At 65.4% G+C, this 20,231-nt stretch carries 21 protein-coding genes; 9 read left to right on the plus strand and 12 right to left on the minus strand.

Going from position 1 to position 20,231, the window contains the following annotated elements:
• Window positions 1–7: 7 nt before the first annotated feature.
• Both grpE and hrcA read right to left on the minus strand, forming a co-directional pair.
• Entirely contained in the window at window positions 8–604 is a 597-nt protein-coding gene (gene grpE / locus VCJ71_RS02590; protein WP_324638861.1) for a nucleotide exchange factor GrpE, read from the minus strand.
• A gap of 18 nt (window positions 605–622) precedes the next feature.
• The gene (hrcA, locus tag VCJ71_RS02595; protein ID WP_324638862.1) at window positions 623–1,666 is read right to left on the minus strand and encodes a heat-inducible transcriptional repressor HrcA; all 1,044 of its coding nucleotides are present in this window, start codon (window positions 1,664–1,666) and stop codon (window positions 623–625) included.
• Window positions 1,667–1,799: 133 nt separating this feature from the next.
• Between hrcA and rph the strand changes: the two genes are divergently transcribed.
• Entirely contained in the window at window positions 1,800–2,513 is a 714-nt protein-coding gene (gene rph / locus VCJ71_RS02600; RefSeq protein ID WP_324638864.1) for a ribonuclease PH, read from the plus strand.
• Window positions 2,510–3,139 carry an RdgB/HAM1 family non-canonical purine NTP pyrophosphatase gene (gene rdgB, locus VCJ71_RS02605; RefSeq protein WP_324638866.1) on the plus strand — a complete coding sequence of 210 codons (630 nt, stop codon included), beginning with the start codon at window positions 2,510–2,512 and terminating at the stop codon, window positions 3,137–3,139. Before rph ends, rdgB begins: the two co-directional genes overlap by 4 nt.
• Here rdgB and VCJ71_RS02610 read toward each other — a convergent pair whose 3' ends face one another.
• The 3 genes from VCJ71_RS02610 to VCJ71_RS02620 all read right to left on the minus strand — a co-directional run bounded on the left by VCJ71_RS02610 (window position 3,140) and on the right by VCJ71_RS02620 (window position 5,045).
• Window positions 3,140–3,559 (minus strand): CAP domain-containing protein, encoded by a 420-nt coding sequence (locus VCJ71_RS02610; protein ID WP_324638869.1) that lies wholly within the window; start codon window positions 3,557–3,559, stop codon window positions 3,140–3,142.
• A 367-nt stretch (window positions 3,560–3,926) separates the two neighbouring features.
• A complete protein-coding gene (locus tag VCJ71_RS02615; protein WP_324638871.1) occupies window positions 3,927–4,391 on the minus strand; it encodes a CAP domain-containing protein in 465 nt (154 codons plus the stop codon).
• Window positions 4,392–4,505: 114 nt separating this feature from the next.
• Window positions 4,506–5,045 carry a CAP domain-containing protein gene (locus tag VCJ71_RS02620; RefSeq protein WP_324638872.1) on the minus strand — a complete coding sequence of 180 codons (540 nt, stop codon included), beginning with the start codon at window positions 5,043–5,045 and terminating at the stop codon, window positions 4,506–4,508.
• A gap of 47 nt (window positions 5,046–5,092) precedes the next feature.
• Between VCJ71_RS02620 and hemW the strand changes: the two genes are divergently transcribed.
• A complete protein-coding gene (hemW, locus tag VCJ71_RS02625; protein ID WP_324638874.1) occupies window positions 5,093–6,244 on the plus strand; it encodes a radical SAM family heme chaperone HemW in 1,152 nt (383 codons plus the stop codon).
• Entirely contained in the window at window positions 6,241–7,137 is an 897-nt protein-coding gene (locus VCJ71_RS02630; protein ID WP_324638875.1) for a tyrosine recombinase XerC, read from the plus strand. The genes hemW and VCJ71_RS02630 overlap by 4 nt, the downstream gene beginning before the upstream one ends.
• Before the next feature lie 3 nt (window positions 7,138–7,140).
• Here the strand turns inward: VCJ71_RS02630 and gshB are convergent, their stop codons facing one another.
• From gshB to rsmI, 3 genes are read right to left on the minus strand one after another with little or no spacing between them, the layout of a single operon-like run.
• Window positions 7,141–8,109, minus strand: coding sequence for a glutathione synthase (gshB, locus tag VCJ71_RS02635; protein WP_324638877.1), 969 nt, complete (start codon window positions 8,107–8,109; stop codon window positions 7,141–7,143).
• Window positions 8,110–8,143: 34 nt separating this feature from the next.
• On the minus strand, window positions 8,144–8,494 hold the full coding sequence (locus VCJ71_RS02640) for a YraN family protein (RefSeq protein ID WP_324638878.1): 351 nt from the start codon (window positions 8,492–8,494) through the stop codon (window positions 8,144–8,146).
• The gene (gene rsmI, locus VCJ71_RS02645) at window positions 8,491–9,351 is read right to left on the minus strand and encodes a 16S rRNA (cytidine(1402)-2'-O)-methyltransferase (protein WP_324638880.1); all 861 of its coding nucleotides are present in this window, start codon (window positions 9,349–9,351) and stop codon (window positions 8,491–8,493) included. The genes VCJ71_RS02640 and rsmI overlap by 4 nt, the downstream gene beginning before the upstream one ends.
• 39 nt (window positions 9,352–9,390) lie before the next feature.
• Here rsmI and VCJ71_RS02650 point away from each other — a divergent pair, with 39 nt between their 5' ends.
• The 3 genes from VCJ71_RS02650 to VCJ71_RS02660 all read left to right on the plus strand — a co-directional run bounded on the left by VCJ71_RS02650 (window position 9,391) and on the right by VCJ71_RS02660 (window position 13,556).
• Window positions 9,391–10,563: a penicillin-binding protein activator gene (locus VCJ71_RS02650; RefSeq protein ID WP_324638882.1), complete on the plus strand. Its 1,173-nt coding sequence runs from the start codon at window positions 9,391–9,393 to the stop codon at window positions 10,561–10,563.
• Window positions 10,564–10,621: 58 nt separating this feature from the next.
• Entirely contained in the window at window positions 10,622–12,628 is a 2,007-nt protein-coding gene (gene parE, locus VCJ71_RS02655; protein ID WP_324638884.1) for a DNA topoisomerase IV subunit B, read from the plus strand.
• Between the two features lie 76 nt (window positions 12,629–12,704).
• The gene (locus VCJ71_RS02660; protein ID WP_324638886.1) at window positions 12,705–13,556 is read left to right on the plus strand and encodes an AAA family ATPase; all 852 of its coding nucleotides are present in this window, start codon (window positions 12,705–12,707) and stop codon (window positions 13,554–13,556) included.
• Window positions 13,557–13,569: 13 nt separating this feature from the next.
• Here the strand turns inward: VCJ71_RS02660 and VCJ71_RS02665 are convergent, their stop codons facing one another.
• Window positions 13,570–15,042 carry a methyl-accepting chemotaxis protein gene (locus tag VCJ71_RS02665; RefSeq protein WP_324638887.1) on the minus strand — a complete coding sequence of 491 codons (1,473 nt, stop codon included), beginning with the start codon at window positions 15,040–15,042 and terminating at the stop codon, window positions 13,570–13,572.
• Window positions 15,043–15,137: 95 nt separating this feature from the next.
• Here VCJ71_RS02665 and VCJ71_RS02670 point away from each other — a divergent pair, with 95 nt between their 5' ends.
• Both VCJ71_RS02670 and VCJ71_RS02675 read left to right on the plus strand, forming a co-directional pair.
• On the plus strand, window positions 15,138–16,319 hold the full coding sequence (locus VCJ71_RS02670) for a vWA domain-containing protein (RefSeq protein ID WP_324638889.1): 1,182 nt from the start codon (window positions 15,138–15,140) through the stop codon (window positions 16,317–16,319).
• 52 nt (window positions 16,320–16,371) lie between these two features.
• A complete protein-coding gene (locus VCJ71_RS02675) occupies window positions 16,372–17,202 on the plus strand; it encodes a DUF817 domain-containing protein (protein WP_324640855.1) in 831 nt (276 codons plus the stop codon).
• On the opposite strand, the gene VCJ71_RS02680 is transcribed toward VCJ71_RS02675, so the two are convergent.
• Genes VCJ71_RS02680 through VCJ71_RS02690 form a run of 3 tightly spaced genes read right to left on the minus strand, consistent with a single transcriptional unit; the run spans window position 17,162 to window position 20,143 of the window.
• Window positions 17,162–18,406 (minus strand): M24 family metallopeptidase, encoded by a 1,245-nt coding sequence (locus VCJ71_RS02680; RefSeq protein WP_324638891.1) that lies wholly within the window; start codon window positions 18,404–18,406, stop codon window positions 17,162–17,164. The genes VCJ71_RS02675 and VCJ71_RS02680 overlap by 41 nt on opposite strands.
• Window positions 18,407–18,416: 10 nt before the next feature.
• Window positions 18,417–19,619 carry an exo-beta-N-acetylmuramidase NamZ family protein gene (locus tag VCJ71_RS02685; protein ID WP_324640856.1) on the minus strand — a complete coding sequence of 401 codons (1,203 nt, stop codon included), beginning with the start codon at window positions 19,617–19,619 and terminating at the stop codon, window positions 18,417–18,419.
• A gap of 2 nt (window positions 19,620–19,621) precedes the next feature.
• The gene (locus VCJ71_RS02690) at window positions 19,622–20,143 is read right to left on the minus strand and encodes a DOMON domain-containing protein (protein WP_324638892.1); all 522 of its coding nucleotides are present in this window, start codon (window positions 20,141–20,143) and stop codon (window positions 19,622–19,624) included.
• Window positions 20,144–20,231: the final 88 nt, after the last annotated feature.

A 20,231-nucleotide genomic window follows, 5' to 3' on the forward strand; every position in this document is an offset into this window, starting at 1 on the left:
ATGTATCTCAACCCGGCTTCTTCGCCACGCCGACCATGGCCGGGCGGAGAAGCCGGTCCTTGATCATGTAGCCGGCCTGCATTTCCTGTACGATGGTGCCTTCCTCGGCAACGTCGGTCGGGACCTCCATCATCGCCTGGTGCTGGTTGGGGTCGAGCGGCAGGCCCATCGCGGCGATGCGGGTGATGCCGTTCTGGCCGAAGACCTTTTCCAATTCGCGCTGGGTGGCCTGAATACCGGTGACGAGGCCCTTGAACTTGCTGTCTTCGCGCAAATCCTCGGGGATCGACTGGATCGCCCGGTCGAGATTGTCGGCCACCGACAAAATGTCGCGGGCAAAGCCGGTCGCGCCGTAAGCGCGCGCATCCTGGATGTCCTTTTCCAGCCGGCGGCGCACGTTCTGCGTGTCGGCGCGGGCATAGAGCACGTCCTGCTTCGCGGCCTCCAGTTCCTCGCGCAGCGCGGCGAGTTCGCTCGCGCTGCCAGCTGCATCGTTACCGGCGTCGTCATTGTCGTCGCCCGGGGTGTCGAGCATCTCTTCCGGCACGCCGGCCAGTTCTTCCGCCACCGCGGGGTCTTCGTGCTCGCGCTTGGTATCGTCCATGTCGTTCGTTTTTCCAGATTATCCGATGAGTTTGCCCAGGGAACGGGCCGTGAAGTCCACCATGGGGACCACTCTTGCGTAATTCAACCGCGTCGGGCCGATCACCCCCAGCACGCCGACCACCTTGCCCTCGCGGTCGCGATAGGGCGAAGCGATGACGGACGAGCCACTGAGCGCGAAGAGGCGGTTCTCGCTGCCAATGAAGATGCGGGTGGCTTCCGCCTCGCGCGCGTTCTCCAGCAATTCGACGACCGACTGCTTGCTTTCGAGGTCGTCGAGCAGTTGGCGCACGCGGTCGAGATCGGCGATGGCTGCCTCGTCCAGCAGCTTGGACTGGCCGCGCACGATCAACACGGGCCGCGCGTCCGCATCCTTGCTCCAGGTCGCGATGCCGCGCTCCACCAGGCTGCGGCTGGCATCGTCGAGCGCGCTGCGGCCGGACAGGATTTCGCTTTCGATGGCCCGCGTCGCCTCCGCCAGTGTCCGACCCTTCAGCCGGGCGCTGATGTAGTTGGCCGCCTGCTCCATCGCGCTGGCCGGGGTGCCGGGCGCGATGGCGAGCACGCGGTTCTCGATATGGCCGTCCTCGCCCACCAGCACCGCCAGCGCCTGTTCGCGCGACAGGGGAACGATGCTCATCTGCGCAACCCGTGGCTCCCGGCGCGGCACCATGACGAGGCCGGCGCCCGCGGTAAGGTCGGACAGGAGCGCGCTGGTGCTTTCGAGCGCGGCCTCGATCGGGCCGGCTTCGGACAGGCGGCTCTCGATGGCGGCACGCTCGCTCGCGGTGGGCTCTGCCACCTGCATCATGCCGTCGACGAACAGCCGTAGGCCGCTTTCCGTGGGTACGCGGCCGGCGCTGGTATGCGGCGCCGCGAGGAGGCCCATGCGTTCGAGGTCTGCGAGAACGGAGCGGATCGAGGCGGGGGACAGCTCCACCCGGCCATCGTCCGCGAGCGTTTTGGAACCCACCGGCTGCCCGCTCGCCAGATAGGCCTCGGCGACGAGGCGGAAGATCTCGCGCGCACGTTCTGTCATTTCGGATACGGGCAGGTCGGCCATCGCCTTCGCTTGTAGGCAATGGCGCACAGAACTCCAACCTTCGCGGGCGCGCGCCCTTCCCTTTCGCCCCCCGTCGACTATGGGCAATGGCAACGCCCACGCGCAGGCCGATCTGCGCTTAACGGAGAATACCATGCGACCTTCAGGCCGTGCCCCCGACGAAATGCGCGCCATCACTATCGAGACCGGTTTCACCAAGCATGCCGAAGGGTCCTGCCTGGTCTCCTTCGGGGAAACCAAGGTGCTGTGCACCGCCAGCATCGAAGAACGGATCCCGCCGTGGCTGCGCGGCAAGGGCGAAGGCTGGGTCACCGGCGAATATTCGATGCTCCCCCGCGCCACCCACACGCGTGGAATGCGCGAAGCGGCCAAGGGCAAGCAGAGCGGGCGGACGCAGGAAATCCAGCGCCTGATCGGCCGGTCCTTGCGCGCCGTCACCGACCTCAAGAAGCTGGGCGAGCGGCAGATCACCCTCGACTGCGATGTCATCCAGGCCGACGGCGGCACCCGCACGGCTTCCATCAGCGGCGCGTGGGTCGCCCTGCGCCTGGCGGTCAACACGCTGATGGAACAGGGTTCGATCACGCAGGACCCGCTGACCGGCAAGATCGCCGCGATTTCCTGCGGCATCTACAAGGGCAATCCGGTGCTCGACCTCGATTACGACGAGGATTCCAGCGCCGACGCCGATGCCAATTTCGTCCTGATCGAAGGCGGCCAGATCGCCGAAGTGCAGGCGACGGCAGAAGGGGCGACGTATGACGAGGAAGGGCTGCTGCGCCTCCTGCGCCTTGCCCGCATCGGCTGCGACCGAATCTTCGCGGCACAAGACAAAGCGACCCGATGACCCGGCGCCTCAGCTCCGGCAAGTTGGTGATCGCCACGCATAATGCGGGCAAGTTGAAAGAGATTTCGGCCCTCCTCGCACCGCACGGCGTATCCTGCATCTCGGCCGGATCGCTCGGCCTGCCGGAGCCGGCGGAAACCGGCACGACCTTCGTCCAGAACGCGCTGATCAAGGCCCGCGCCGCTGCCGAGGCGAGCGGGATGCCGGCGCTCGCCGACGACAGCGGGCTTGCCGTCGATGCGCTGGGCGGGCGGCCCGGTGTCTACACCGCCGACTGGGCCGAACGGCAATGGTTCGAAGGCCAGGCCGGGCGCGACTGGTACATGGCGATGGGCAAGGTCGAAGGCCTGCTCAGCGAAAAGGGACCTGATGTCGATCGAAGCGCTGCCTTCCACTGCGTGCTCGCGCTGGCGTGGCCGGATGGGGAGCAGGCCGTTTATGAAGGCACCGCGCCGGGGTCGCTGACTTGGCCGCCGCGCGGCGAAATGGGTTTCGGCTACGACCCCGTCTTCGTACCGCAGGGCCGCGAGCAGACTTTCGCGGAGATCGCGCCGGAAGAAAAACACGCCATCAGCCACCGCGCCGATGCCTTTGCCAAGCTGGTCGCCGAACAGTTCGGCGGCTGATCAGTAGGCGAACTGCCCCACCACATTGCCGGGTGGGGCGTAGCGGCACACTACCACATCGCGCCCGCCCCCGGTCGCCAATCCGCAGCCCAGCCGCGTCGTGTCGCGCCAGATGATCTGCGTGTAATGGCCCACGTCTCCCCAGTTGCCGGTCTTGCTGACATAGGGGAAGCGGTCGTGGATGTAGTACTGCTTCTCGTCGATCCACGCGCCGGCCATGTCGTCATAGCTGAACCGGCTCGCGGTGCCGGCCCAGAGGTTTTCCCCCTGCCCTTCGCGCTCGCCGGAGGGGCTGTGCTGGAATTGTCCCGTGGCGGCCAGCTTCTCGGCATAGGCCTGGGCCTGCTCGACGAGCTTGTCGTCCTGCACCAGCGCGGGCGTGCCGACTTCGCCTCGGGCCGCGTTGTGAAGCCGGAGCATCGCCGCGTCGAAGGATTCGTCACCCGCGCCGGTGGTACCGGTGGGCGAAGGGCTGGGCGATGGGCTCGGATTGCTCGGGCCCGACAGGACGGGCGTCAGACCCGGATTGCCGGATGCCGTGGGCGTGGGAGTGCCGCCGGACGATCCTCCTCCGCCGCACCCGCCCAGGCTCGAAGTGACGGCAAGCGCGAGTACAATTTTCGATGAATGGCGACCGATCCTCATGTCCGCTCCCTTGCCGTCCCCACGATGAATGGCGGGGCAACGATCACGGTAAACGACGCGGTGTCAAAACCGCTCGTCGCGCTTCGGAAACTGGTGGCAGGCTTGCCGAGCGAAAAGCGCGGCAGGCCGCTGCCGGAAGGTGTCAGCCGACGACAATGCCGTTGACGTTGCCTGTGGGGGCATAACGGCAGACAAGGTAATCGTCGCTGGCATTGCTCGCCATCGCGCATCCGACCTCGGTCGTCGCGGGCCAGATGATTTGCGTGTAGTGGCCCACGTCCATCCAATTACCCGTCGTGCTGACATCGGGGAACTGGCCTTTGCGGAAATAGCGCTTCTCCTCGACGAACGTGCCGAGCATGAAGGACACGGGAAAGCGCCCCCGCGTACCGCGCCACAGGTTTTCGCCATTGCCGAAGCGGTCATCGAACGCCGCGTGTTCGAAGTGGCCGGAAGAGGCCAGCTCCGCTGCGTAATCGGCGGCCTGCGATGCCAGCGTCGCGTTCCACAGCAGGCCGGGCAGGCCCACTTCGGCGCGCGCGGCATTGTGGATCGAAAGGACCTGGTTTTGGAAGCCCGGTGTGGCGATCGCGCCTTGTGTGCGCATCGGTGCCGCCCCGGTGCACCCGGCTGCCGCAATTATGGCCAGGCTGGCGACAAGGGTTCGAAAGGCGTTCATCGGCATCTCCCCGCCGGCAAGTGCCGGTAATGCCGCAGGATATCAGCCGACCGGCTGGCCGTAAACATTGCCTGCCGGCATGTAACGGCAGACGAGAAAATCGTTGCCTTCCCCGCGGGCGATGGCGCAGCCGACCTCGCGCGTCTGCGGCCAGATGATCTGCGTATAGTGGCCCACGTCGGACCATTGCCCGGTGTTGGAGACATCGGGGAAATTGCCCGCGCGGAACATGCGCCGTTCCTGCAGGAAACCGTCGATCATCTGCGCGGGGCTGTAATATCCGGCAGAGCCTGCCCACAGGTTCTCCCCTGCCCCGCCGCGCTGGGCGCGGGTCGAATGCCGCATCGTGTTGCTGCGCGCCAGTTCGTCTGCCCAGACCTGCGCTTCGCGCGCCAGCTTGCCGCTCCAAGACAGACGGGCGAGCCCGAAGCGGGCGCGTTCGCGGTTGTGCTGCTCGAGGATCGTCGCAGCGACATTGCGCGCGCCGTTGGCCTCTGCCCGAGGCACGGCAAGCGCGCCCACGACAAGTGCGATGCACAGAATGAATGCGCCGAATGACGCGATGACCCGTCCCGTTCCCATGCCGCGGAACTTGACGCGCGGGGACTTAACAAAGACTGAAAGCGGCAATGGCGCGCGCACTCTATATCCACTGGCCCTTCTGCCTGGCTAAATGCCCCTATTGCGACTTCAACAGCCATGTGCGCGAACGGATCGACGCAGACGGTTTCGGCGCGGCGCTGCTAGCCGACATGCAATACGAAGCACGGTCTGCGGCGGCCGAAACGCTGACGTCGATTTTTTTCGGCGGCGGCACGCCTTCGCTGATGCCGCCCGCGCTGGTCGGGCAATTGCTGGCAGAGGCCGAGAAACTGTGGGGCTTCGATCCGGCGATCGAGATCACGCTGGAAGCCAACCCGTCCTCGGTCGAAGCGGCCAATTTCTCCGCCCTTGCCGCTGCGGGCATCAACCGCGTTTCGCTCGGGCTACAGGCGCTCGATGATCGGACACTGCAATTTCTCGGGCGGCTACACGGCGTGGAAGAGGGACTTGCGGCGCTGGACGTCGCGCAGGCGCATTTCGACCGCGTGAGCTTCGACCTCATTTACGCACGGCCCGGCCAGGCGGCGCAGAAGTGGGAGGCGGAGCTACGCCGCGCCCTCTCTTTCGGCACGGGGCACCTTTCGCTGTACCAGCTCACCATCGAGCCCGGCACCCGCTTCGAAACGCTGGTCCGCAAGGGCGAACTGGTGCCGCTGGACGATGATGCTGCGGGTGATCTCTACGCACTGACCGCCGAAGTGACAGGCGCTGCCGGCCTGCCCGCTTACGAGATCAGCAATCACGCCCGCCCCGGAGAGGAAAGCCGGCACAATCTCGCCTATTGGCGCTATGACGATTACGTCGGCGTCGGCCCTGGCGCGCATGGGCGACGGAACGGTTTTGCAACGCAGCGGCACCGCAAGCCCGAGAACTTCCTCGCCGCCATTGAGCGAAATGGCCATGGCCTTTCGGAAGAGCGTGCCCTCGGCCTGCGCGAACAGGCAAGCGAGGCGCTGCTGATGGGCCTGCGCCTGCGCGAAGGGATCGACCTGTCCGCCCTCGCCGCCCGTTTCGGCCTTGCGCGCCCCGCGCTGGTCGATCTGGAGCGGGTGGCGTTTTACCGCGATCTCGGCATGATCTGGGAGCGCGGCGGACGCATCGGCGTGAGCCCCGAAGCGATGCCCCTGCTCGATGCGCTGCTTGCCGAGCTGGTCCCGGCGGAGCTGGTAATGCCATGACCTCTTGCGGACTGGTGGCGCAGTGGGAGCGTTATCTGGCGGAAAACCGCCGCCGATCCCCCCACACCGTGCGCGCCTATGCAGCCGGTGCCCAGAGGTTGGTCGAGCGGTTGGGACTGTCCGATTGGAGCGCGGTGGCCGACCTGACGGCAAGGGACCTGCGCGGCCAGCTTGCCGCGCGGCGGGCGGAAGGCATCGCGAACACTTCTGCCGCGCGAGAGCTCTCGGCGCTCAAGGGCTTTATATCCTTTGCCCGCCAGCAAGTCGGCAGGGACGATGCCGACGCGCCGCGCCTGCGCGGTCCGCGCGTGAAGAAGGGGCTTCCCCGCCCCGTCACGCCCGACGATGCCGTGGGCCTTGCGGAAACCGTCCGGGAACAGGCGCGCGAGGAATGGATCGGCGCGCGCGACGCGGCGGTTCTGATGCTGCTCTATGGCGCGGGAATGCGCGTGGCGGAGGCCTTGTCGCTGACGGGGGCGGACCTGCCGCTTGGCGAGCAACTGACCGTAACAGGAAAGGGCGGCAAGCAGCGCGTCGTTCCGCTCCTACCCGCCGTGCGCGAAGCGGTGGCGGAATACGAGCGCACGGTGCCGTTCGCCTTGCTTCCCGACAAGGCGCTGTTTCGCGGGGCACGCGGAGGCGCTCTCGGCCAGGGCGCAGTGCAGAAGGTGACCGCCAGGGCGCGGCAGGTGCTCGGCCTGCCGGCAACGGCGACCCCCCATGCCTTGCGCCACAGCTTCGCCACCCACCTGCTCGGTGCCGGGGCGGACCTTCGCAGCCTGCAGGAACTGCTCGGCCATGCGAGCCTGGGTTCGACGCAAATCTACACCAAGGTCGATGCCGCCAAGATCCTCGACAGTTACCGCTCCGCCCATCCGCACGAGAGGGACTGACCGTCACATCGCCGCGTGGCGGCGCTCCAGCGCGTCCCAGATCAGTCCGGGCGTGTCCGTTCCGTTGAACTTGTCGATCGCGACGATGCCGGTGGGGGACGTCACGTTGATTTCGGTCAGCCATTTGCCGCCGATCACGTCGATGCCGACGAAGACCAACCCGCGCTTCTTCAATTCCGGCCCCATCGCCGCGCAAATCTCCTGCTCGCAATCGGTCAGTTCGGCGGCCTCGGCGTGGCCGCCCTGCGCGAGATTGGAGCGAAACTCGCCCTCCCCCGGGAAACGGTTGATCGCACCGGTGACTTCGCCGTCGACGAGGACGATCCGCTTGTCGCCTTCCGCCACTTCGGGAAGGAAAGGCTGCACCATGTGCGGCTCGGGCCAGGTCTGGTTGAAGACTTCGCTGAGCGCTGACAGGTTCATCCCGTCCTCGTCGATGCGGAAGATTGCCTTGCCGCCATTGCCATGGAGCGGTTTCACCACCACTGCACCATGCGTCTTGCGGAATTCAACCAGATCGGACAGCTGCCGCGCGATCAGCGTCGGCGGCATGAAGCGTGCATAATCGAGCACGAACATCTTTTCCGGCGCGTTCACGACTTCGCGCGGATCGTTGGCGACCAGCGTGGTTCCTTTCAGGCGGTCGAGCAGGAAAGCGGCGCTGATGTAGCCCAGGTGGAACGGCGGGTCCTGCCGCATGAGCACCACGTCGATGTCGCGGGCAAGGTCGATCCGGCGGCGCTCACCCATGGTGAAATGGTCGCCTTCCACCCGCTGGACCCTAACCGGGGCGGCGTGGGCGGTGATCCGGCCGGACGGAGTGCCATCGGTCTCGTAAGCGAGCGAACCGACGTCGTAGTGCCACACCTCGTGTCCGCGCGCTTGTGCGGCCAGCATCAGCGCAAAGCTGCTGTCACCGGCGATGTTGATGCCGTCCAGCGGGTCCATCTGCACTGCGACGCGTAAGGCCATGATCGTCTCCGTTCGTCCCGCGACCGCCGATGGGTCAGGGTTGCCAGGCGTTGGCGATGTGGCGGGGGAAGCGGCCGGGCGCAAGCAGGATCACGTCGAGCCGTATGTCTTCGCCGTCGGTGGCGTATTCGTGGGCGACGGCCTCCACCGCGGCAGCGACGCGGGAGAGGCGCCGCTCGTCGATGGCGTCGTCGAGTGCGGCAGCGGTCTTGCGCCATTTGACCTCGACGAATGCGATCAGCTTGCCCCGCCGTGCGATGAGGTCGATCTCGCCGAGCGGCGTCTTGCGCCGCCGAGCGAGAATCGACCAGCCTTTCATCTGTAGCCACAGCGCGGCGCGATCCTCCCCGTCCCGCCCGCGTCGCTCGGCAATCTGCCGCTTCATCGGGCGCGGAGCTCCATCGCGCGCGCATAGAGCGTCTTGCGGTCGAGGCCGGTAGCCTTGGCCACCTGCGCCGCCGCCTGCGATGCCTTCTGCGTCTGAAGGGCTTCGAGCAAAAGCGCGTCCGCATCCTCGGCCGACGCCGTTTCGGCAACCGGCGGTCCGATCAGGAGGACGATTTCTCCCTTGGGTGGGTGGTCGGCGTAGTGAGCCTGGAGGTCTGTCGCGCTGCCACGCCGGCATTCCTCGAATTTCTTGGTGAGTTCCCGCGCGACTGCCACTTCGCGCGACGGGAATTGCCGCCCGATTTCCGCCAGGGACTTCAACAGGCGCGGCGCGGTATCGAAGAACACGAGCGTGGCCGGAACGCCCGCCAGTTCCGCCAGCGTGTCGGCGCGGGCCTTGTCCTTGGCGGGCAGGAATCCGGCGAACAGGAAGCGGTCATTAGGCAGGCCCGACAGCGTCAGCGCTGCGACCGGTGCGCTGGGTCCGGGCAGCGTGGTGACATAATGCCCCGCCGCCTGCGCATCACGCACCAGTCGGTAGCCGGGATCGGAAACCAGCGGCGTGCCCGCATCGCTTGCCAGAACCACGACGCGGTCGACCAGCGACGCGACCAGCCGCGCCCGGTCCTTTTCGCCGGCATGGTCGTCGTAACGCCACAACGGCTTCGAAATACCAAGATGTTTCAGGAGCTTGCCTGTGACGCGCGTATCCTCGCACGCAACCCCGTCGCACGCTTCCAGCACCGCGACGCCGCGCCGGCTGATATCGCCGAGATTGCCAATCGGGGTGGCCAGTATATACAGCCCGGGTGTGAGGGGACCGGTCTCGGTCTCGATTTCGGGCGCATCGGTCACGGCGCGCCTTGTGACGATTTTACGCGGGAGCGGCAAGTTATGCGTTTTGGGGTCGACAGGCGGTTTTTCGTAACGGCGGGGCTTGGGCTTGCGCTGGGTGGATGTGCGGTCATCCCGAAAGTCGACGCGGGTACGGCGTCCGATGGCGGCTCCGGTGCGACGACGGCACCCACCGGGCCGACCGCCGGTGCCCTGCCTTCCGGTGACGAGACGAGGCACCGCATCGCCTTGCTCGTACCCATGACCGGCGCCAATGCCGACACCGGTCAGGCGATCGCCAACGCCACCACCACCGCGCTGCTCGATACCAATGCCAGCAACCTGCGCATCACCACCTACGATACCGGGACGGGTGCAGGCAGCGCCGCCGCCCGCGCGATTGCCGATGGCAACAAGCTGATCCTGGGCCCGCTCCTGTCGGAAAACGTCGGCGCGGTCCTCGCCCAGGCGCGCCCGGCGGACGTGCCGCTGATCACCTTTTCCAACGACATGACCCAGGCCGCGCGCGATGTGTTCGTGATGGGCGTCCTGCCGGGCCAGTCGGTGCAGCGCACGGTCGATTATGCGCGCGCTGCCGGCAATTCGCGCTTCGCCGCCCTGATTCCGGATGGCGAATACGGCCGCCGCGCCGAACTCGCCCTGCGCGATGTGCTCGAGGCCAACGGCGGCCAGCTGGTCGCGCTGGAGCGGTACGAACGTGGCACCAATTCCATTACCGATGCGGCGCAGCGCCTGCGCAATCGCGGCGGCTACGACGCCGTGCTGATTGCCGATACGCCGCGCCTGTCGATCACGGCAGCCGGCAACGTGCGCGGCAATGCCGGCGTCCGCATCCTCGGCACCGAGCTGTGGGGCGGCGATGCCAACATCGCCAACGCCAGCGCGCTCGACGGCGCGTGGTTCTCCACCGTGTCGGACCGCCGCTTCCGGAGGTTCTACGACAGCTACCAGCAGCGTTTCGGCAGCGCACCCCCGCGTATCGCTACGCTCGGCTACGATGCCGTCCTGCTGACGCTAAACGTGGCGCAGGACTGGCGCGTCGGCCGCGATTTCCCGCGCGCGGCTCTCACCGACAGCGACGGTTTTCTCGGCCTCGACGGTGCGTTCCGTTTCGATCGCAACGGCGTGATCGAGCGTGCGATGGAAGTGCGCCAGGTGCGCGGCGGCGAAGTCACGGTGGCAAGCGAGGCGCCGACCACTTTCGCCGACTGACGATAACTCGGCCCGCCCTGCTTGAGCGCTGCGGCGGGCGGGCGCATAGCGACCTCCTATGTCCGAAGACCTGTTTGAAAATGCGCCCGCAACGGGCGGCGATTACGATTCCTCCGCCATCGAGGTGCTGGAGGGGCTGGAGCCGGTGCGCCGCCGCCCTGGCATGTACATCGGCGGGACGGACGACCGCGCGCTCCACCACCTTGCCGCCGAAGTCATTGACAACTCGATGGACGAGGCTGTCGCCGGCCATGCCAACCGGATCGAGGTCGTTCTTGAAGAGGGACCGGAGGGTACCGCCGGCACGCTCAGCATTTCGGACAACGGCCGCGGCATCCCAGTGGACGAACATCCCAAGTTTCCCGGCAAGTCCACGCTGGAAGTGATCCTCACCACGCTGCATTCGGGCGGCAAGTTCTCCGGCAAGGCCTACGCCACCAGCGGCGGCCTGCACGGCGTCGGCGTCAGCGTGGTGAATGCGCTCTCGGTAAAGACGCGGGTCGAGGTCGCCCGCAATAAGGAGCTGTTCGTCCAGGAATTCGCGCAGGGCCTGCCGCAGGGCAAGATCCGCAAGGAAGGCGCGGCGCCAAACCGGCGCGGTACCACGGTTACTTTCACGCCCGACCCCGAAATCTTCGGCGACCGCAAGTTCAATCCCAAACGACTTTTCAAGATGGCGCGGTCCAAGGCCTACCTGTTCGCCGGGGTAGAGATCCGCTGGAAATGCGCCCCCTCGCTGGCAAAGGACGACGTTCCGACCGAAGCCTCGTTCCAGTTTCCGGGCGGGTTGGCGGACCACCTGGCAGAACAATTGGCCGGGCGCGAGTGCGCGACCAATGATCCTTTCGCCGGCAAGCAGGATTTTCCCGCCAGCGACGACGGCCAGATGCAGGGCAGCGTGGAATGGGCGATCGCCTGGCCGCTGTATTCCGAAGGATCGACCAGCTGGTACTGCAACACCGTGCCGACGCCCGATGGCGGCACGCACGAACAGGGCCTGCGCGCGGCGCTGGTCAAAGGGCTGCGCGCCTTCGGCGAACTCACCAATACCCGCAAGGCGAAGGACCTCACCGCCGATGACGTGATGAACGGCGCCGAGGTGATGCTGAGCGTCTTCATCCGCGATCCGCAATTCCAGTCTCAGACAAAGGACCGGCTGACCTCGCCCGAAGCCGCGCGACTGGTCGAAAACGCGGTGCGCGACCATTTCGACCACTTCCTCACCGACAACATGGACCGTGGCAAGGCGCTGCTGGGCCAGGTGATGGAGCGGATGGACGAACGCCTCGCCCGCAAGGCGGAGCGCGAGATCAAGCGCAAGACGGCCACCAATGCCAAGAAGCTTCGCCTGCCCGGCAAGCTGACCGACTGCAGCGGCGAAGGCGACCGGGAAACTGAGCTTTTCATCGTTGAAGGCGACAGCGCAGGCGGCAGTGCGAAGCAGGCCCGCGACCGCAAGTCTCAGGCAATCCTGCCGATCCGCGGCAAGATCCTGAATGTCGCGAGCGCGACGGCTGAGAAAATCCGCGCCAACAGCGAAATCGCCGACCTGGTTCTGGCGATGGGCTGCGGCACGCGCAAGGACTGCGACCCCGACAACATGCGCTACGACCGCATCATCATCATGACCGATGCCGATGTCGACGGCGCGCACATCGCGACGCTGCTGATGACGTTCTTCTTCCAGGAGATGCCGGATGTGGTGCGCAAGGGGCACCTCTACCTCGCCCAGCCCCCGCTCTACCGCCTGACTGCGGGCAAGGAAAGCCGCTATGCCCGCGACGATGCGCACCGGCGCGAGCTGGAAGAGACCGTGTTCAAGGGCAAGAAAGTGGAAGTCGGCCGCTTCAAGGGGCTCGGCGAAATGAACCCGCAGCAGCTGCGCGAAACCACAATGAATCCCGACACCCGCAGCCTGGTGCGCGTGACCCTGCCGCCCGATTTCGAACAGCGGGCCAAGGTGAAGGACCTCGTCGACCAGCTCATGGGCCGCAATCCGGAACACCGCTTCAACTTCATCCAGAACCGCGCCGGGGAACTGGACCGAGACGCCATCGACGCGTGATGGCCGCTTCGCCCTTGCGATAGCGGCCCCCTCCCCCTAACGGCTTAACCGCACGATTAAACCGTTCGAGGATTCCATGACCGACCAGCGTTTCGACGGCACCAGCAACTATATTGCGACCGATGATCTCAAGGTCGCGGTCAACGCGGCGGTGCTGCTGCGCCGCCCGCTTCTGGTGAAGGGGGAGCCCGGCACCGGCAAGACGGTGCTGGCGCACGAGATTTCCAAGGCGCTGGATGCCCCGTTGATCGAGTGGAACGTGAAGTCCACCACCAAGGCGCAGCAGGGCCTCTACGAATACGATGCGGTCGCCCGCCTGCGCGACGGGCAGCTCGGCGACGAGCGCGTCCACGACATTTCGAATTACATCAAGCGCGGCAAGCTGTGGGAAGCTTTTACCAGCGAGCAGCTGCCCGTCTTGCTGATCGACGAGATCGACAAGGCCGACATCGAGTTTCCGAACGACCTGCTGCAGGAACTCGACCGGATGAGCTTCGACGTCTACGAAACGCAGCAGCGGATCGAGGCGAAGGAGCGGCCGATCGTGGTCATCACCTCAAACAACGAGAAGGAATTGCCGGACGCGTTCCTGCGTCGCTGCTTCTTCCACTACATCAAGTTTCCCGACCGGGAGACGATGCAGGAAATCATCGGCGTCCACTTCCCCGATATCCAGAAGACGCTGGTCAAGAAGGCGATGGATATCTTCTACGAGGTGCGCGACGTCCCGGGCCTGAAGAAGAAGCCCTCGACCAGCGAATTGCTCGACTGGCTGAAGCTGCTGATGAACGAGGACATGCCGCTAGAAGTGCTGCAGGACCGCGATCCGTCGAAAGCGATTCCGCCGCTGCACGGCGCGCTGCTGAAGAACGAACAGGACGTGATGCTGTTCGAACGCCTCGCTTTCATGTCGCGCCGCCAGAGCTGACGCGTTTCGGCGATCAGCGCTTGTCGTCGATGATGTAAGGTATTTCGAAGTCGCCCCAGCGGCGGCCGTTGACGAACAGCGGCACGAACACGTTGCGCACCACCATGTAATCCTTGCCGTCGCCGTCCTGGCGATAGACGGCCATCATGTACGGCGCGCGGCTTTCCTTCGCCTTGCGGTCGATCGGGCCGAGCAGGATGAGGCCGTTGCGGCAGTGTTTCGTATCGTGAGCGATGTCGCCGGTGGGCGCGCGCGACTTGTCGCTAACATGGGTCGGCAGGAAGCCCTTCATGTCCGCTGGCGAACACATCGGGATGCGCGCATCTTCTTCGGTCACGCGGTCGAGCACAGGGCGCCAGTTCTTGTCGGTCCAGTCGGAAAAGCGCGTGCGGTAGCGCTGCGGATTGCTGCCCGGCACGGGCAGGTAATCGTTGTCGAACACGTCGGCCTCGCTGATCTCGCCGGACGCGATGGCCTGCTCGACCCGGTCGACAAGCTGCTTCGTCACATCCTGCGCCTTGGCGACCATTTCGCTGTCTTTGGGCGAGAGGCCCGCCTTGACGATGGTGTCGAACATCTCGCTCGCCGTCAGCTCCAGCTCTTCCATCCGGCTTTGCGAGTGGACGAGCTTGCTTTCATTCTCGATCGCTGCGGCGTCGAAGGTCTCCAGCACGTGCTGTACCTTGCCGACATGGTCGCTGATCGTGCCGGTCGCGCGGGCGATCTGGTCGTTCTGCTTGTCGACCTCCTCGACCAATTCCGCGACGCCGCTGATCGTCTGGTCGATGCTGGCGATGGAGGATTTCGCATTCTCGCTGGCCTTGGCACCGTCCTCGATCTTCGCGATCACGGACTTGGCTTCGGACTCCAGCGCCTCGATCGTGTGCGAAATTTCGTTCGTGGCCGTGCGGGTGTCGCCGGCAAGCTTTTTCACCTCGTTGGCGACGACGGCAAAGGCGCGGCCAGCCTCGCCAGCGCGCATCGCCTCGATCGTGGCATTGAGCGCGAGAATATTGGTGGTCTCGGCGATCTCGTTGATGTTCTGCGAGCTATTCTTCACCTGGTCCATCGCCGCGGCAAATCCGGTGACGTGCTGCGACAGGGTTTCGACGAGCTCCAGCAAATGTCCGACCTGGTCGAGCGAGGACCGGATCAGGCTCGTCCCCTCCCCCAGCCGGGAAATTGCGCGTTCGGATAGCAGGCGCGCTTCGTCGCTCGCCTGGGTGACCTTTTGCTGGTCCGCCTCGAGCTCGGCGACCGTGCCCAGCAGCTCGGCGTGTTCGTTGCGCAGTCTTTCGGAGCTCTGGATGACCTTGCCGATAACGCCGGCTACGTCGGAACAGCCGACGGCGACCTCGCCGCAGCTGGCCGGCACGCGGGCGAGCATCGCCTCGTCGAACGCCGGGCGAACAGCGCCGTCCACTGCAGACCTTAGCTGCTCGTCCAGCTCGTGCTGGCCCGCAGGCGTTATCTTGCTATATTCCATTCCGTGCGCACCCCTGTGTGTGCTTGCAGCGTGTATGCGCACGTGGTTACCGTCCGGTAAATTTTCGCATCCCGTCACGGAGAGTTTCGCAGCCGATGTTCTACAACTTCATGGACGAATTGCGCAGCGCCGGGATCGCGGTGACGCCGAAGGAGCACCTGGTGCTGCTGGAAGCGCTGGAGCGCGACGTGATCGAGCAGTCTCCCGAGGCGTTCTACTACCTCAGCCGCGCGACATTCGTGAAGGACGAGGGGCTGCTGGACCGCTTCGACCAGGTCTTCAACAAGGTCTTCAAGGGGATCCTGACCGATTACGGACAGGAACAGGTCGATGTGCCCGAAGAATGGCTGAAGGCGATCGCCGAGAAGTATCTTTCCGAAGAAGAGATGGCCAAGATCAAGGCGCTGGGCGACTGGGACGAGATCATGGAGACGCTGAAGAAGCGGCTCGAAGAACAGCAGAAGCGTCACCAGGGCGGGAACAAGTGGATCGGCACCGGCGGCACCAGTCCGTTCGGCAACTCCGGCTACAATCCCGAAGGGGTGCGCATCGGCGGCGAAAGCAAGCACAAGCGCGCCATCAAGGTGTGGGAGAAGCGCGAGTTCCAGAACCTCGACAACACGAAGGAGCTGGGCACGCGGAACATCAAGGTTGCGCTGCGCCGCCTGCGCCGTTTTGCGCGGGAAGGCTCCCCGGACGAGCTCGACATTGATGCGACCATCGACGGGACGGCAAAGCAGGGTTGGCTCGACATCCACATGCGTCCGGAGCGCCACAATGCCGTAAAGCTTCTCCTGTTCCTCGACGTCGGCGGATCCATGGATCCTTTCATCAAGCTGGTGGAGGAGCTGTTCAGCGCGGCCACGGCCGAGTTCAAGAACATGGAGTTCTTCTACTTCCACAACTGCCTTTATGAGGGCGTGTGGAAGGACAACCGGCGGCGCTGGCAGGAGCGCACGCCGACGTGGGACGTGCTCCACAAGTTCGGCCACGACTACAAGATCATCTTCGTCGGCGATGCGGCGATGAGCCCGTACGAGATCACCCACGCGGGCGGCAGCGTGGAGCATTTCAACGAGGAGCCGGGCGCTGCGTGGATGCAGCGGGTGACCAACACCTATCCCGCAACCGTCTGGCTCAATCCGGTGCCCGAAAAGCAGTGGAGCTATTCGCAAAGCACCAAGATGCTGAAGGAACTGGTCAACGACCGGATGTATCCGCTGACGCTGGACGGGCTGGACGATGCGATGCGGGAGCTGAGCCGTAAGCACGGATAGGCCGCGCGGCCCCACAGTCAGCCACAGCCGTTTCCATCGCGTCCGCGCGCAGCTGGAGGCGTTCGAGCCGCGGCCGGGCTGGCGCGCGTGGGCCTTTGAGTTCCTGCTGTTCGGTTTCAAGCAAGGCTGGGCCTGCCTGTTCGGCGGTTTGCTGCTGGCCCTGCTGCTGGCGACACATTTTTTCTACCCGGACGATGCGCCGCTGCATCGCTACGACTTCCTGACCCTTGCGGCGATAGCGATCCAGGCGGGCATGCTGCTGCTGCGGCTCGAAACCCTGCGAGAAGCGGCGGTGATCCTGATCTTCCACGTGGTCGGCACTGTGATGGAGCTGTTCAAGACCGCCGCGGGATCGTGGATCTATCCAGAGGAGAGCCTGCTCCACATCGGTGCGGTGCCGCTTTTTTCCGGTTTTATGTACGCGGCCGTCGGCAGCTACATCGCGCGGATATGGCGGATCTTCGATTTCCGCTTCACCCGATATCCGCCGCCTTGGATTACCTGGCTCCTGGCCGCGGCGGTTTATATCAATTTCTTCGCCCACCACTGGACGGTGGACATCCGATACGTCCTGTTCGCGGCGACGCTGCTCGTCTTCGGGCGCACGCGCATCCACTTCCGCGTGTGGCGGACCTATCGCTGGATGCCGCTGATCGTTGGCCAGTTCCTCGTGGCGGTGTTCATCTGGTTAGCCGAAAACATCGCGACCTTCGCCAATGCGTGGAATTATCCCGGACAGGAAGCGGGCTGGGAGATGGTCGGCCTATCCAAGCTCGGCAGCTGGTTCCTGCTGATGCTGATCAGCTTCGTGCTGGTGGCCCTGGTCCAGCCTGTCCGCCCGCTCAGCCCGCCGGATCGTCGATCGAATTCGGCGGGGTCGTGAACCAGCGCGGCCCGCTCTCGGTCATGGTGAAGCAGTCTTCCAGCCGGATGCCGAATTCACCTGGCAGGTAGATGCCGGGTTCGTTCGAAAAGCACATTCCGGGCGCCAGCGCCGTTTCCTCGCCGCGGACGAGGTTGATCGGTTCGTGCCCGTCCAGCCCGATACCGTGGCCGGTGCGGTGCGATGTACCGGGAAGCTTGTAGTCGGGCCCGTAGCCCAACCCTTCGTAATAGGCGCGCACCGCATCGTCGACTTCGCCGGCGCTCCGCCCCAGCTGCGCCGCTTCGAAGGCGACGTCCTGCCCTTGGCGCATCTGCGACCACACGAGGCGCTGTTTGGGCGTGGCTTCGCCGAACACCATGGTGCGGGAAATGTCGGACTGGTAGCCGTGGACGTTGCAGCCGCAATCCATCAGCACGACCTCGCCCGGGCGCACTTCCTGCGGCATGCCGGTGCCGTGGGGATAGGCGCTCGCTTCCCCGAGAAGGACGAGGGCGAATTCCGGCGAGCCGCCCATCTGGCGCGTTGCGGCATTGATCATCCCGCCGATATCGGACGGCGTCATGCCCGCCTCGATGCGGGGGATGACGTCGCGATAAGCGGCCTGCGTGATGTCGTTGGCGACCTGCATCAAGGCGAGCTCGGCAGGCGACTTGAACATGCGGCATCCGCGCACGACCGGATTGGCGCTGACGATCCGCGCGTCCGGCATCGCGGCGGCAAGACCGCCCACCGCGAAATAGCGCACCGTTTCCTCGATTCCGACCTGGCCCTTGTCGAGCCCGCGCGCCGCCAGCCACGCGGCCACCTTGGCGAGCGGGTCTTCATGCTCGTCCCACGTCGCGACCTCGGCCTCGATGGCGAGCGATTCGCGCACCGAAGGCTCTTCGAAAAATGGCGTCGTGACCACGCATTCGCCCTCGCGCGTCAGCACGGCGCCCGTCAGCCGCTCGCTGCGCCACCAGCGTACGCCGGTGAAATAGGTCAGGCTCGAGCCCGCCTCGATCAGCACCGCGTCGATATCGTTCGCCCGCATCAGCGCAGCGGCGCGCTGGATGCGCATGGCGCGTTCTTCGGGCGTAATCGGCTGCGCGTTGGCGGCCAGCTTGGGCAGCGCATCGCTCTGCCGCGCGGCAAGGCCCACCGGCGTGGCGGCAGCGACGGCACCCAGGCCGGCCAGCTTGGCGAAATCGCGGCGGTTCATCGTCGTCTCCTCAATACAGCAGCAAGTCGGCGACCTGGTCGCGCCAAGCGGCCTCGTCCTTTGCCGCCATCGCGTCGAGGTCGGCGGGCGTGCTGGCGGGATCGTCCACCCACTCGCGCAGGGACGGCCCGCCGTTGATCACGTCGATCGCCAGCGTGTCCTCCGTGTATTCGTATTTGAATTCGAGCCCGCGCCAGATCGGATAGTCGGGATGGAGGTTGCGGATGGCCTTGAAAGCCAGCGCCTGCAGCCGCCACGGCCGAAACGCCTCGTGATCGTAGAATGCCCCTTCGGCATGGATCATCAGCGCGTTGCACAATTCGCCGGCGTGTTTGTGGAAGGTCGGCTCGAACCAGCAATCGCGCAGTGCACAGCCGGCGAGCCATTCGGGCGCAATCCGCTCCATCTCGGCAAGCACCGCCTTCGCGTCGATGTCCGGCGCGCCGAAGAGCACTTCCAGCGGACGGGTCGTGCCCCTCCCCTCGCTCAGGGTGGCGCCTTCGATCATCACCGTCCCGGCATAGGCGCGCGCCATGTTGAGGCTGGCGGCGTTGGGGCTGGGGTTGATCCAGATGCGGCCGACGGGCCAGCCGTGGCCTGTCCCATCAGGCTCGTAGCCCTGCATCCCCACGACGCGATAATCGACGTCGAGGTCGAAGTGACGGATGAACCACTTGCCCATCTCGCCCATCGTCAGCCCGTGCCGCATCGGCATCGGTGCCGCACCGACGAAGCTTTCCTGGCCGGGCACCAGCAAGGTGCCTTCGACCGGACGACCTGCGGGGTTCGGACGATCGAGCACCCACACGGTTTTGCCGTGCTTCGCCGCCTCCTCCAGCAAGTAGAGGAGCGTGGTGACGAAGGTGTAGATGCGGCAGCCGAGGTCCTGCAGGTCGAACAGGAAGACATCGGCGCTCGACATCATCTGCCCGGTCGGTCGGCGCACTTCGCCGTAAAGCGAGAAGATCGGGATGGCATAATGCGGATCGGTCTCGTCCGCCGTTTCGACCATGTTGTCCTGCTTGTCGCCCTTCAGCCCGTGCTGGGGGCCGAAGGCGCTGGTGACGTTTACGCCGGCCGCAATCAATGCATCGAGGCTGTGCGTCAGGTCCGCGGTAACCGAGGCCGGGTGCGCGACGAGGGCCACCCGCTTGCCCTGCAACTGTTCGAGCAGCGCCGGATTGGCCAGCAGGACGTCGATACCGAACAGCACGCTCACAGGCGGCCTGCCAGGTTCAATGCGCGGCAGACTTCGCTATGGAACTCGGGCTTGCCGTCCGCGAAAGCCAGCGCCCAGAATTGCAGGTCGCCTTCCTTCGTCTCGATGATGGCGTTCAGCGCCACGCTGGCGGGCAGCGGCAGGGCGCTATCGATGCTGGCGGTTAGTTCGAGAGAACGTGCATTGTTTGTACAGGTCTGCTCGATCCGCTCCACGGGGGCATCGCGCGAATTCAGGCGGAAGTCGTCGAAATCGTAGCACGCCCACCGCAGCGAAGGAGAGAGGTTGAACTCGCGGTAATAGCTGTCGCCTTCCGGCTGCCAGAAAATTTCGAAACAGGTCGTCTTCCAGAGGTTGTCCATCCTCTCCGGCGCTGACTTTTCCGGAACGACGATTACGTCCATGTCGCCTTCAACACGGAACACGGCCTCGCAACCGCTCTCGGTGGGATGGATTTGGGCGGAGATCGAACGGATCGGTCCGGCGGTGCAGTCAGGGTGGAGGACAAGCTGGTGCATGGCCCCATCCTATCGCTGCAAGCGCGCCCGCCCGCAAGGCAAGACTGGGCGCTTGGGAACAGCCGCGTTCGTTGCTAGAGGCCGCGCC

This window comes from Pseudoblastomonas aquimaris (assembly GCF_035481675.1).
In the GTDB taxonomy this organism is placed as follows: Bacteria; Pseudomonadota; Alphaproteobacteria; order Sphingomonadales; family Sphingomonadaceae; genus Alteriqipengyuania_B.